The 14431-nt window shown below is 39.9% G+C and carries 11 protein-coding genes; 6 read left to right on the forward strand and 5 right to left on the reverse strand.

Features of this window, described 5'->3' with window-relative positions; translation table 11 throughout:
• Window positions 1-3: 3 nt before the first annotated feature.
• Window positions 4-990: a 6-phosphofructokinase gene (gene pfkA / locus B879_RS05235; RefSeq protein WP_009184109.1), complete on the forward strand. Its 987-nt coding sequence runs from the start codon at window positions 4-6 to the stop codon at window positions 988-990.
• Between the two features lie 194 nt (window positions 991-1184).
• Here pfkA and B879_RS05240 read toward each other — a convergent pair whose 3' ends face one another.
• From B879_RS05240 to B879_RS05255, 4 genes are all read right to left on the reverse strand, one after another.
• Complete coding sequence (locus tag B879_RS05240) at window positions 1185-2738, reverse strand: alpha-amylase family glycosyl hydrolase (RefSeq protein ID WP_009184110.1); 1554 nt, start codon at window positions 2736-2738, stop codon at window positions 1185-1187.
• Window positions 2739-2806: 68 nt separating this feature from the next.
• Window positions 2807-3868, reverse strand: a complete 1062-nt coding sequence (fbaA, locus tag B879_RS05245) for a class II fructose-bisphosphate aldolase (protein WP_009184111.1) — start codon at window positions 3866-3868, stop codon at window positions 2807-2809.
• A gap of 20 nt (window positions 3869-3888) precedes the next feature.
• A complete protein-coding gene (locus B879_RS05250) occupies window positions 3889-6681 on the reverse strand; it encodes an alpha-amylase family glycosyl hydrolase (protein ID WP_040400284.1) in 2793 nt (930 codons plus the stop codon).
• Window positions 6682-6760: 79 nt separating this feature from the next.
• A complete protein-coding gene (locus B879_RS05255) occupies window positions 6761-7828 on the reverse strand; it encodes a SusE domain-containing protein (protein WP_009184113.1) in 1068 nt (355 codons plus the stop codon).
• Between the two features lie 343 nt (window positions 7829-8171).
• Here B879_RS05255 and B879_RS23500 point away from each other — a divergent pair, with 343 nt between their 5' ends.
• From B879_RS23500 to B879_RS05275, 5 genes are all read left to right on the forward strand, one after another.
• Entirely contained in the window at window positions 8172-8291 is a 120-nt protein-coding gene (locus tag B879_RS23500) for a LacI family DNA-binding transcriptional regulator (protein ID WP_009184114.1), read from the forward strand.
• A gap of 44 nt (window positions 8292-8335) precedes the next feature.
• On the forward strand, window positions 8336-9205 hold the full coding sequence (locus tag B879_RS05260; RefSeq protein ID WP_009184115.1) for a substrate-binding domain-containing protein: 870 nt from the start codon (window positions 8336-8338) through the stop codon (window positions 9203-9205).
• 200 nt (window positions 9206-9405) lie between these two features.
• Entirely contained in the window at window positions 9406-11832 is a 2427-nt protein-coding gene (locus tag B879_RS05265; protein WP_009184116.1) for a glycoside hydrolase family 31 protein, read from the forward strand.
• A gap of 16 nt (window positions 11833-11848) precedes the next feature.
• Window positions 11849-13183, forward strand: coding sequence for an MFS transporter (locus B879_RS05270; protein WP_040400286.1), 1335 nt, complete (start codon window positions 11849-11851; stop codon window positions 13181-13183).
• A gap of 45 nt (window positions 13184-13228) precedes the next feature.
• The gene (locus B879_RS05275; RefSeq protein ID WP_009184118.1) at window positions 13229-14110 is read left to right on the forward strand and encodes a type 2 periplasmic-binding domain-containing protein; all 882 of its coding nucleotides are present in this window, start codon (window positions 13229-13231) and stop codon (window positions 14108-14110) included.
• On the opposite strand, the gene B879_RS05280 is transcribed toward B879_RS05275, so the two are convergent.
• Window positions 14058-14431, reverse strand: a 374-nt coding sequence (locus tag B879_RS05280; protein WP_040400288.1) for a sensor histidine kinase, incomplete at its 5' end; no start/stop codon positions are given. The two genes, B879_RS05275 and B879_RS05280, sit on opposite strands and share 53 nt — an antisense overlap.

The following is a 14431-nucleotide window of genomic DNA, read 5'->3' on the forward strand; positions in this document are numbered from 1 at the left end:
TCCATGGAAATAAAAACTATAAAAAGAATTGCTGTTTTAACTTCAGGAGGAGACGCTCCGGGAATGAATGCTGCCATACGTGCTACTGTAAGGGCTGGCTTCTTTTATAACCTGGAAATGTATGGCATCTTTAGAGGTTATGAAGGTATGATTCAGAATGATATCAAAAAACTCGAATCCAAACATATCAGCCATATCTTAGAAAGGGGAGGCACCATCCTTAAATCCGCGAGAAGTCAGGAGTTCAGAACACCCGAAGGACGCAAAAAAGCATTTGAAAACCTTCAAAAGCACAAAATAGATGGATTGGTTGTGATCGGTGGGGACGGTTCCCTTACAGGTGCACATCTATTTTACAAAGAATTCGGTATTCCTGCTATTGGTATCCCGGGCACTATTGATAACGACCTAGCAGGTACAGACCTGACTGTTGGCTTTGATACGGCATGTAATACGGCCATTGAGGCCATTGATAAAATCAGAGATACAGCAACCTCGCATGACCGGCTGTTTTTTGTAGAAGTTATGGGTAGGGATGCCGGTTTTATTGCGATCAATGCAGGCATTGGCAGTGCAGCTGCCGCTACATTGATACCTGAGAAAAAAATGCCCATAGAGCGACTGGTGGAAAGATTAAAAGCCAGGACTAAAGCGATGAAGCAGTCCAATATTGTAATCATAGCTGAGGGGGGAAAAAGTGGTGGTGCTGCAGAAATAGCTGAGAAGATCAAAAAACAACTCCCCTATTATGACATCAAAGTAACTATCTTGGGGCATTTACAGCGTGGTGGAGCACCTTCATCATTGGACAGGGTACTTGCCAGTAAACTCGGGGTAGCTGCTGTAGAAGGCTTAATGCAAGGTAAATATGATGTAATGGCCGGTGTCATCAACAATAAAGTTGTTTATACGCCTATTGCCAAAGCGATTGTTGGTCATAAAGAAGTCGATGAGTATGATTTCCATGTGGTGAAAATTTTATCAACATAAAAGAGGCTGTCTCATGATTAAAAACTTCAAAATATTATCCAAATTTTATTTGGTATTAATTTATTGAAACTTTTTATTTTAGGGCCTTTGTGCTATTTTTAATCACAAAGAAGCCACTAATGTACAAAGGGACCAATGCTTAAACAGAATTTTGTTTGGGAAATAAATTGAAAATCTTTATAAGACAGCTTCTTTTAATCTTCTTTTTCAATCACAATACTCGCATAAGCTGGAAGTGTGATGGTATTTTTCTCCAATTCCGGTGAACCGTACTTATAGATCACCTCATGGTAATCTTCTGGAATTACGATATGATGTGTGATATCGCTTAAATTATGCGCAACAAAAACTTTCTGGTCCTTATGATTCCTGAAAAAGGCCATGATAGGATCAGGCAAGGTACCTTCATATAGCTCCAAATTACCCAATGCCAATGCCCTGTTGGTATTCCTCAAGCGGATGATTTCCTTATAATGATTAAAATAACTGGTACTCATCGACTTTTGTATGGCCAAGGGAGTCACTGTTTCATCTATGGAATATTGAGGTTCAATCCAGCTTGTTCTTCCTTTATCATTGGCCTTAATGTCCCATAAAAATGGCTCCCGGATATGCTCATCCGGTTTCTGCCCCAGCATACCAATTTCTTCCCCATAGTAAAGGTAAGGTGCACCAGGCATGGTCATCAGGATGTTGATGGCCTGTTTTAATTTTCTTGGATTTTCATCCAAGGAGTTTAACAACCTAGGTTGGTCATGATTGGAAGAAAAGGTAGCATCAATAAAATCTTTGGTGATATCCAAGTAAAAATCCAAAACCTCTTTCTGTTTTTTTGCCAAAAGCATTCCATCTTCCTTTTGGTAAGCCTCAATCAATGTATAATGAAAATCAAAGTTGAATAAGGCAGGAAGACCAGGCAAATATGGCGCTACAATTTCTTTTCGATCATATACTTCTCCAACCAAATATATGTCTGATTTGATGGCTGTCATTCTATCCCGGAATTCTTTCCAAAAAGCATGGTTATCTTCCGGTCTATCATCTGGAAAAATATGCTTGGCTGCATCTAATCTGAAGCCATCTACGCCAATATCTTCCAACCAAAAGCGGCCAATTTCATATATTTCCTCCCTGACCTTGGGGTTATCAAAATTCAAATCCGGCATGCCCCCCCAGAAAAACCCATAATAATAATCCTGACCAAAGCCCGGATCATGCCATTGCCTGATATTATCACTGTCCAATGTGATGGTCTTTTTGTTGATAAAATCTGCAATTGTATCTTTCTGTGCCCAGACATAATAGTCCCTATAAGGATTATCCCGGCTTTTCTTTGATTCCAAAAACCATGGATGCTCTGTACTGGTATGGTTGATGATCAGATCTATGACAATCTTAATATCCCTTTTATGCGCCTCTTCCAACAATTGTTTAAAATCATCCATGGTACCGTAATCAGGATGAACAGCTTTGTAGTCAGTGACATCATATTTGTGGTAAGTAGGAGAAGGCATAATGGGCATAAACCAGATGGCATTTGCCCCAAGTTCCTTGACATGATCCAGTTTTTTGATCACACCGTTGAAGTCACCGATGCCATCACCATCTGAGTCATAAAAAGATTGAATGAAAATTTCATAGGTAATCCCTGCGTGTGGCCAATGATTTTCCACTTCATTTTTTCCTTTCCCGCTACAAGACCAAATAAGTAACAATGTTGAGATAAATAGGCCAAGTTGTAATTTCATAGCTTATTGATTTAAAAGGAAAAAGTCACCGATCCAGTGACTTTTTCGATAAATTTTTGATTTGAAAATCAGTTCTTTCCAATAGCATTCAGCATATCAAAGGCCAATTCCAACCTTTTGATAAAGTTTTCCTCACCTTTCCTCAACCAAACCCTCGGATCATAATACTTTTTATTTGGGCTATCGGAACCCTCAGGGTTACCCAATTGCGTCTGAAGATAGGCCTCGTTTGATTGATAGTAATTCTTCACTCCTTCCCAGAATGCCCACTGTTGGTCGGTATCGATATTCATCTTGATAGAACCGTAACTATTAGCTTCTCTTATCTCTTCTACTGTAGAGCCAGATCCACCATGGAAAACAAAGAATACAGGCTTAGGCCCTGTTCCAAATTTCTGAGCAATATAATCTTGTGAATTTTTTAGAATAATGGGTTTTAAACTCACATTCCCAGGTTTATATACGCCATGTACATTTCCGAAGGAGGCGGCAACGGTAAACAAATCCCCTACCGCTTTGAGGTGCTCGTAAGCATAAGCCACTTCCTCAGGTTGGGTATAAAGTTTGGAGCTGTCCACATCGGTATTGTCTACACCATCTTCTTCCCCTCCGGTAATTCCCAATTCAATTTCAATACCCATTTCCAGGGCTTTCATTTTTTTGAAATAGTCCACACAAATCTCAATGTTTTCCTCCACAGTTTCTTCTGAAAGGTCCAACATATGAGAGCTGAACAAAGGCTTTTTATTGGCTGCATAGAATGCCTTTCCCTCTTCTAATAGACCATCGATCCAAGGTAAAAGCTTCTTCGCACAGTGATCGGTATGCAATATTACAGGTACACCGTAGGCCTCTGCCATCCTGTGTACATGCAAAGCACCGGAAATTGACCCTTGAATAGCTCCTTGCTGATTGGTATTACCCATACCTTTACCTGCATAGAACTGGGCGCCTCCATTTGAAAACTGTATGATAACGGGTGAATTGACCTTTTTGGCTGTTTCCAATACCGCATTGACAGTGCTGGTATTGATTACATTTACCGCAGGCATAGCAAATTCGCTTTCTTTGGCATAGTCCAATAAGTCCTTCAGTTCCTCTCCGAATTTAACTCCTGGTTTGAATTTCATGATGTTAGTACAATAGGTTTTTAATGTTTGATAAAACGTTTTCTGATGACCTGACGGTTATCAAAGATTTCAAAGATATAAAGACCCGCTTTAAAATCCTTTAAATCTATTTGCAAAATATCGTCCTGACCATCAAACAGTGCTTCTTTTAACACCGAACCTGTCACATCTATTACCCGATAATTGAAATTGATATAATCTTTTGGAAGGCCTACACGCACATAATTGGAAGCTGGTACTGGATATATCTTAAATTCATCACTTTTCATTTCTTCAGGGCCAAAAGAAGTAATCAGGTCTTCCATCAGGATTTTCCCTTCGGGTTTATTTAACCGTTGATTGGTAAAAAGAAAGAATTCATTTGGCCTTAACCTAAAGGTTTTTGAATTACCCACCACATCAATTTCCTCTCCTGTAAAGTAATTATACCATTTCCCTGGGTTGGGAAAAGTCAAATTGGCATTGTTGATGTCTGTAAGCCCAAAATTCCCAAACAACAAAACCTGAAAATCATCATCCACCAAACGAATGGTCTTCAGTGTTTGTGTCAAGTTCAAAATGGCATTTTGAGGTTTGTTAAAAGCATTTTGTTCCTTTTTCAGTTTAATCATGGCCTGGTAAAGTCTCCATAGCCTTTGCCTTTCCGGATTATCCAGATATTCCCACCGGGTGGGCTTAATCCCTAACCTATCATTGTTCAACTCCAGGTCATAGCCAAATTCTTCAAATTGCCAAAGCATTTTTGGACCAGGAATCGCAAAAAAGAAGGCTGCCAGCAATTGATTCCTGTTTACTGCATTGCTCAGTTGCCTTAAATTGACCGGCGAAGTCTGTCCCCAGGTTAAGGTTTCCCACATGGTCCTTTCCTCATCATGACTTTCCATATAGCTGACCAAATTGTTCTTTGACCAACCTCTGGTCTGATAGAATCCCCAGTCAAAATTCCTTGACCCTCCTTTGGCCATTTCTCTGAAATCAAAATTCAGGTTACCCCAAAACATCATCCCATAATCAGCCAATTCCCTTTCTTCGGAATTGTCGGCAAAATGTTCCAAAATGATATACGCATCAGGGTGATCTTTTCTGATCTGATCATAAATATTTTTCCAAATGGTAATCCTTGACTCGTCTCTTTGGCTCCATAAGCCCACATCATCACCAGAGTCAAATTGGGTAAACCCTTTGCTCAAATCAAACCTAAAACCATCTACTTTATATTCTGTAAGCCAATAATTATTGACAGAGTCTACAAAAGCCTTGGTATAAGGGCTTTCATGGTTGAAGTCATAGCCAACATTAAAGGGGTGCCTTGCTACCCGGTTAAGCCAGGGATTATCTTCAGTCGGTGGCCCAAAATCACCATCATTGTAAAGCCTCACATAGGGGCTTTGGCCAAAGGCATGATTGAGCACCTGATCCAAGATCACCACCATATCCCGCTTATGGGCCTCATCAATCAATTCTTTCAAGTGGTTCTTAGGACCATAAAATTTATCTACCGCAAAAAAGAATGATGGATTATACCCCCAAGAAATATTGCCCTCAAATTCCTTGACTGGAAGCAACTCTATGGCATTGATTCCTAAGTCTTTCAAATAATCCAATCTTTCTACCACCGCTTTGAAGGTTCTCCTTTCATCGAAATCCCTTACCAATAACTCATAAACCACCAGTTCCTCAGGCGCTGGTTTGTTGTATTCAAGATATTTCCATTCGTAAGGTTCCTGGGCAGTTTGAAGAAAGGTGGCTTGGAAGGATGTTTTTCCTTGTGGAAAAGGTTTTAGCCCTGGATACCTGTTTTGCTGGATGATTTCATTATCGAGAAAAGGATCAGATACCTTATCCGCATAGGGATCTCCTATCCTGATATCGCCATCAACCAGGTATTGAAATATATATTCCTCACCAGGAATCAGGTCTTTAAGGTGAAACCAAAACATTTCCCTGTCGGGGGTTTGGTTCATTTGATAATCGAGACTGATCTCCCATCCATTGAAGTCTCCAATGAGGAAAGCATTTTTTTTGTTCGGAGCCTCGAGCACCAGAACAGCTTCTGTATCAGATAGATAATTGATACCCTTCAGAACACCGGCCGGCAGATCTGCTTTCGGACTGGGGCCTACTACTGAAATATTGATAGTGGCTTCACTTTCATCCTCTCCTGCTGAAGCTTGTGCCTTGATTTCATAGGCTCCAATTTCAACTGCCTCAAAAACATAAGAAAGTCTATCCACGCCTGTAGCAGCGGCTACTTCAGTGCCATTGATTGAAATGTTCAAGGAAGCATTACCAGTTGATATGATGTCAATGTTTTGGTTCTCCCCTATTTCCAGCAGGGTGCTACTGCTGGCAGGTCTTTCAAATGCAACCTGAAATCCCTGTGCCAAATTGACAAAAAAGTCTTGATTTCTATCGTCTTTCCCCTCCCTGTTTCCATCAATATTTCTAAAAACAATACCTAGTCTATAGATGGTTTGACCAGCAGGAACATCAAAAAAATCTTCTGGAACCAGCTCAAATTCCCAAATATTTTCCTCTCCTTCTACTTTGGTCATTCTCGCCTTGGGGTCATCAACCCCCCATTGCGTGGGAACTATGGACCAAGAGATAGATGTAGGACTTTCGGTAACAGCGCCAATATGGATATAAACCTGGTCTACACCTTGAAGGCCTGAGGTACCTCGGGTAGCGTCATAAATAATCTTAATGTTATCTACTGCTCTTGGAAACCCCGGGATTGTGGTGACCTGAGCAAAAGATAGGGTTTGTAAAAAGATAAAAAAAAGAAGAAACGAACTACTGATTTTTTTCATAATCCTGAAAATAACTGGATAATAATGAAAGAAAAAGGCCACTTTTCCAAGTAGCCCTTTTCTTTAATGGGTCTAAATTTTATTGTTCAATCTTAATGAACCTTCCATCTAAGGAATTGAACCAGATTTTATAGGTTCCAGGCTCCACTGGAATATTAGGCCCATCTTGAGTTGCTTTTCCGCTAATGGCTGAATTAGTGCCCCAGTTTACAGCCCAATCATTATCTGCTCTGAATTTCATTTCACCATCACCCAAGGTAGCAGTCAGGTAATAAATGTGCTTGTCAAAAGCAAGTTGATTCATCGCTGTACTGGCATCCCAGCCTTCAGCGGTTGCACTACCAATAATACCAACTGTCTCAAAGGTGGCTGGTACATCTGTAATTGGTTCCAAGCTAAAGGATTCTGTGGATAAGTCGAAAGTAAAGGTGTAATAACCCGCAGCCGGCACGTTAAATACATCAGGATCATCCCCACCACCCATATTTGCTGAAATGGTAGAACCATCATTAGTACCATATTGAGGCTGCCAAGCACCTAAATTTTCCAATACTTTAAAGCCACCTGCATTAAAGAAACCTGAATAAACATATAAATCCGTGTTTTCAGGGTCTCTAAACAGTGGTGGGTTGTTGGCGTTGTTGTCCCAACCTCTGGCTGTAGCTTCACCTACTAAGAAAAGGTTCCTTAAGGCAACGGCATCAGCAAAAGTAGTAACAGGAATGGTAACAGGAAGACCTTCCAAAGCAGAAAGTGTTCTGGATGGCACTGCTCTTACCCTAAATTCCATAGGGCCCGTTTCACCTGCAACAATACCCCTAGAGATGGCTCTTCTATTGATTTCAGCAGCACTCACTTCAATTACAGTAGTGGTAGATGACCCGAGATCTGCAGCATTGGCAAATCCATTTCCTGGACGGTCCATTTGGATAACATAAGTTACCTCCATTCCAGTACCAAAATCAGCAGGAGTCACATTGAAAACTAAAACCTCCTCTTCATCCTCACCTGTAAGGACAATCGCACTTGGAGGAGATGAAATGGATGCAGGAGTTTGTTGAATAATGGGCGGTTGCTCTAGATCACCACATGCCCACAATAATGGCAGCATAAAAGCTACCCAAGTTAATTTGGAAATTAATCTCATAATTGTTTTGGTATTTATTGTTTTATGTACTGTATTTATAAAATTCAATATTTTAATGATAAAATTAAATAACCAAAAAGATTATTCGGTTTCCTCTTATCATCAAAACATCTAACCTCATTTGAGTTTATACAATGGGAGGTAATTTTGCAAGTCATAATCGAACATTCCAATCAAAAAAAAAATGCAAACGTCACCGCAAACGTCTGCATAAATAAAAAATCAGTTAAATAAATTTACGATAAAATGTGAAAGACCTTGATTTTTAAAAAATAGAATCAGCCTTTGCTTTAAAATGGATGAAAAAGCTTTAAATTTAAATTCTTAGAAAAATATAATTTTCATGAAGCTGGGCCAAGCCACAATTAAAGACATAGCCAAGGAATTGAATGTGTCCTCATCTACTGTTTCAAGGGCATTGAAAGATTATCCTGGAATAAGTGATGAAACCAAAAAAAGGTAAAAGAGGTTGCTGAAAGATTAAATTACCGACCCAATGCGGTAGCCTTGAGTTTAAGAAAAAGTAAATCTTTTACCATAGGAGTTATCATTCCTGAAGTGGTGCATTTCTTTTTTTCTACCGTTATCAGCGGTATTGAAGAAATTGCTTATAGAAACGGGTATAATGTAATTTTATGTCAGACTAACGAAAAGCTGGCAAGAGAAAAAAGCAGTTTGGAAACCATGCTTTCCAACCAGATAGATGGTTTGCTGGTCAGCTATTCCAAAGAAACGACGGATTTTAGTCACTTCACCAGACTCATTGAACAAGAATTCCCCATCGTATTTTTTGATCGAACACCCTATATTGACAACACACTGAATGTTACTGTGAATGATTTTAACGGCGCTTACAAAGCTACCAAACATCTGATAAAACAGGGATATGGGAAAATCATACACTTGGCTGGTCCATCAAATCTTGCCATCAGTAAAAAAAGAAAAGAAGGGTATATGACAGCCCTTAAAGAAGCTGGCCTTCCGATATTAGAAGAACTGATTATCTCTTGTCCTTCCGGCCATGAACAAGAAAGTTATACACTTGTACGCAATTTTTTTATAAACAATAGCAATAAAGCCGATGCCATTTTCGCACATCATGATATTGTTGCTGCCGGGGCTATGATGGCTGTCAAATCATTGGGGATGAAAATTCCTGAAGATGTGGGCATTGTGGGTTTTTCCAATTGGCAGTTTTCTGCTATGATTGACCCTCCCCTTTCCACTGTGATGCAGCCAGGTTTTCAAATTGGGGAAAGGGCGACGGAAATTCTTCTTGACATTATAGACAAAAAACCTGAAAGGCTACATGAACCCTCCAACATTGAACTGGATACCGAATTAATTATCCGTAAGTCCTCATTGAAAAAGGAATAAATTTTTTATAAAACCTATTTTTTTGTGCAAACGATTGAATGTCGATAATTTCAAAAAATAGGCCTAAAATGGAATCAAATTTGGTTTGACCGAATCAATTTACTGCTTTTGATTCGTTTTTTACTTTCACTATACTTCATAAATTAGCTTACCGTAAGGGCAAGGATAATTCCCTTCCAGCATTAAACTTAAAATTATAAATGGCAACCTTGGCTAAAAAATCATTGGGAAAAAGAAATGTACCGATAGGTGATGTTGAATTCTGGGAAAAGACTTCCTTTGGAATTAGAGGAAATACTAAACAGGCAACCTTCAACATCTCAGTTTATGAATCGTCTACCATCAGGATACAGGTAACCCAGGAAGAAGAGTTTTCCCCCAACCCATATGCAGTAATTGCAGAGGCAAATCCCCATGCTTTTGAATTGGAAGAAAGTAGTTACTGCTTATTGTTGAAAACAGAGAAAATTCATTTATACATTCAATTACAGCCTTTCAGCTTAAGATTTGAAACACCGGAAGGTAAAATCATCAATGAAGATGATAGCGCCTTTGCCGTATCCTGGCTTGGAACAGAGGTGAGTACCTATAAGCAAGTTCAGGAAAATGAAAAGTTTGTCGGTCTGGGAGAAAAAACCGGAAACCTTAACCGGGCAGGGAAGGCTTATGTCAATTGGAATACGGATTACTTTGCCTACGGGGTTGGAGATGATCCTTTATACATGTCAATCCCATTTTTCATCGGGCTACACCATGATTTGGCATATGGTATTTTCTTTGATAATTCACATAAAACCACTTTCAACTTCGGTGCTTCCAACAACCGTTTCATCTATTTTTCGGCGGATGATGGGGACCTGGATTATTATTTTATGCATGACCATGGGGTCGGGCAGGTTATTGAAGCCTACACAAGGTTGACTGGAACCATGGAAATGCCTCCTATTTGGTCCTTAGGTTTCCAACAGTGTAGGTATTCTTATTATCCCGAATCAGAAGTTTTGACTTTGGCAGAGACTTTCCGAAATAAAAATATGCCTGCGGATGTCATTTACCTGGATATCCATCACATGGAAAAATATAAAGTCTTTACTTTTGACAAGGAAAAATTTCCAGATCCGAAAACCATGATCCGAAGGCTTAAAGAAAAAGGCTTCAAAGTCGTAGTCATCATGGATCCAGGCATTAAAACGGAAGATGGTTATGTTCCATATGAAGATGGCAAGGATAAAGACTTATTTGTTACCTATCCGGATGGTGCCATATATGAAGCCCAGGTATGGCCTGGGTGGTGCGCTTTCCCGGACTTCACCAAACCTGCCGTACGGGAATGGTGGGCTGAAAAAATGATTTTTTACAAAGATGCTGGGGTAGATGGCTATTGGACTGACATGAATGAGCCTGCATCTTGGGGACAGTTTACTCCAAATTTAATAGACTTCTATTATGAGGGCGAACAAACAAGCCATAGGAAAGCCAGAAATGTGTATGGCATGCAAATGGCCAGAAGCGCTATGGAAGGATGTGTGCAGCAAGAACCTGAGAAAAGACCTTTTGTTCTAACCAGATCAGGGTTTTCGGGTATACAACGCTACGCTGCTGCCTGGACAGGTGACAACATCTCCAGTGAGGAACACATGTTGGCCGGTATTAGATTGGTCAATAGCCTAGGCCTCAGTGGTGTTGCATTTTCAGGTTATGATGTTGGCGGCTTTGCAGGTGAATCTACCAAAAGCTTATTTGCCAGATGGATAAGTATTGCTGCATTTTCTCCTCTTTTTCGTGCACACTCCATGATCAATAGTAACGACGCAGAACCTTGGGCCTTTGGAGAAGAAGTAGAAGAAATCTCCAGAAATTACATGAAATTAAGGTATAGGCTTCTGCCTACAATTTACAGTGCATTTTATAAAAGCTCAAAAAATGGACAACCACTTGCTAAAAGCTTAGTGGTAGACTATCCTTTTGACAATATCATTTTTGACTCTGCCTTTCAAAACCAATACCTGTTCTGTGATGCCTTTTTAATTGCACCTGTAGAAAGTTACAAAGAAATCACAAAGGTATATCTTCCTAAAGGTGATTGGTACTACCTATACAACAGCAAAAAGTACCATGGCAATCAAGTCATCTATCAAGACTGTCCAACCAGTTACTTACCCGTTTATGTAAAATCAGGTTCGGTAATCGCCCTGCAATCCGATATCCAATTTACTGGTGATACACATGATGGTATATTAAGGTTGCATCTGTTTTGGGGAGAGGAAACTTCTACCTATACACATTATGAGGATGATGGTGCCTCTTTGGCGTATAAGGACGGTCAATATTTAAAAAGAAGGATCAATTGGATAGGCTCTGAAAATGCCCTGATATTCGAAGCATCAACAGGGGAATTTAGGAGCCAATATGATGAAATTAGGCTCTACATACATGGAAAGGATGCTTTAAAGATTTCGCTTGACGGCAAGCTTCTTGACTCAGAAAAAGAAGATATAGCATTTCTTGGCAGGTTAACGGATTTTGATCCCTTACCGGAGCACGCACATCCTTTTCATTCAAGTAAAGAAATATGTTGTGTAAGCATACCACATTCTAGTAAGGCCTTTACCATTCAGCTCGACTAACGCTATACCCAAAATAATGCAAGAAACCACTGACAAACCAAAACTTAGCTTTTGGCAAATCTGGAACATGAGTTTCGGATTTTTAGGCATTCAATTTGGCTTTGCCCTGCAAGGAGGTTTTATGTCCCGAATTTTCCAAACCTTGGGCGCTGAAAAAGATACCATCCCTATTTTATGGATAGCTGCGCCATTGACCGGTTTGATTGTACAGCCCATAGTAGGCTATCTCTCGGACCGTACTTGGCATCACAAATTTGGAAGAAGAAGACCCTTTTTTCTGATCGGAGCCATTCTGTCCACCATTGCCCTTTTTTTTGCACCATATTCCAGTGCTTTATGGGTAGCAGCAGGTTCGCTTTGGATATTGGATGCATCAATCAACATCAGTATGGAGCCCTTTAGAGCATTGGTGGCTGATAAATTACCAGATAGTCAGAGATCTTATGGTTTTGTCGTTCAAACCCTGATTATCGGCATAGGAACCTGGATTGCCAGTAACTTGCCTTGGTTTATGACCCAAATCGGTATACCCAACACGGCAGCTCCAGGTGTAGTCCCCGATTCTGTTAAATTTGCATTTGCAGTAGGTGCCGTCGTTCTCTTTTCTTCAATTTTATATACCATTCTGACCACTGAAGAGTACCCTCCTTCAGACCTTGAAGCATTCGAAAAGGAAAAAGAAGCCAGCAAAGGTTTTTTTACGGGTGTACAAGAAATATTTAAAAACATTGCAGGCATGCCTGAGGTAATGAAAAAATTGGGCGTTGTACAGTTTTTTTCTTGGTTTGCTTTTTTTACCATGTGGAGTTTTGCAACACCCGCCATAACAGAGCATGTTTTTAAAGCCACTGACACGAGCTCAGAAGCCTATAACAATGCTGCTGACAGTGTGGGGAATTATCTCGGCACCTATGGTCTGGTTTCCATGGTTTTTGCATTGATTTTGGCTTTCATTACTTCAAAAGTCAAGATCAACAGGAAGCTTGTCCACATGCTCAGTCTGTTTACTGGTGGTTTTGGTTTCATTATGATTTTTTTTATATCTGAACCTTGGATGCTTCATATTTGCTTTGCCATGGTTGGCGTTGCTTGGGCGAGTATACTTTCAATGCCTTATGCCATGTTGTCCAGCACGGTCAACCCCAATCAAATGGGTGTGTATATGGGTATTTTCAATATGTTTATCGTGATCCCACAAATAGTTGCAGCCGTAGGGGGAATTAACTTTATGTATAAGCTATTGTTTGGGGAGGAGGTAATCTTTACCATGGTTCTTGCCGGCTCATCTCTGATTCTAGCAGGGTTCTCCAATCTATTGATCACTGATCGGGCTGCGACACATGATGGTTAATAAAATGGATCATCCAAAGAAAAAAGGCCAAAATATTCCAATTCCATGAAGCAAATCATCATTACGGGTGTTCCAGAGCATTTTAATTTTCCTTGGTTGAAAGTTATTGAAGATCAACCTTTTTTATCGGAAGGTATAGAACTGGTATGGCGAAATGAACCAAAAGGCTCAGGACCTATGAACAAAGCCATAAGAGAAGAATCAACGGATTTAGCCATTATCCTCACAGAGAGTTTCATCAAAGACCGGGTAGAGGGAAACACAGGGAAAATCATTGGATGGTATGTGCATAGCCCTCTTATATGGGGTGTACATGTTGCAGCTCAGGCGAGTCCAAGGGACTTATCCGATATAAAAAGCCCCTCCTTTCTGATAAGTAGGTTTGGTTCAGGCTCTCACCTTATGGCCTTTTTATTGGCAAAAAGGGAAGGCTGGAATCCGCATTTTTTAAAATTTACAGAAATCGGTGATCTGGAGGGCGCAAAAAAAGCCATTACACATGATACCCCACAAATGTTTCTTTGGGAAAAATTCACCACAAAACCCTTGGTAGATTCCGGCCTTTTCAAAAGAATAGGAGAAATACCCACACCTTGGCCCTGCTTCGTTTTGGTCGCCTCAAAATCAGCCTTGGAGCACCACCATCAAATCATAGCCAAACTGCGAGACATGGTATATGAAAAAGCAAAGGATCTATTTCTAGAGAGAAATAGCACCAAAGCTTTGAGCGAATATTACAGCATTCAAGAAAAAGATATAAAGTCTTGGTTGAAAAATACCCGTTGGGCTGAAGACAACTGCATCAAAGAAGAAGAAATAAGCATGGTTTATAAAGCCTTATCCGATCTGGAGATCATTTCCAAAAGCGCTACCACTAAACCATCTGATTTTGTGGCTTCAGATCTTGTGAATTGGATAAAATCTTAACCCGCTTAAATTTCAAAAATACTTGGGTCCCTTCATTGCGTTTGCTTTCAAAAGAAATCATTCCTCCCATCATTTTTGTAAATTCTTTGCATAAGTTGATACCCAGGCCAGTACCATGCTCATTGTCAGTTCCATGACTTGACTCAATGATAGAAAACTGTTGGTTTCTTATTTGTGAAAGTTTTTCTTCAGATATACCAATTCCTTGGTCTTTGATGGATAAAACGATAAAGTCTCCCTCCTCTTTCCCCTCAATAAGAATCGAGGAATTTTTTTTGGAATACTTTACAGCATTTCCAATGAGGTTTCTAATAATAATCT

The sequence above is a fragment of the Cecembia lonarensis LW9 genome (assembly GCF_000298295.1).
Taxonomy (GTDB): Bacteria; Bacteroidota; Bacteroidia; order Cytophagales; family Cyclobacteriaceae; genus Cecembia; species Cecembia lonarensis.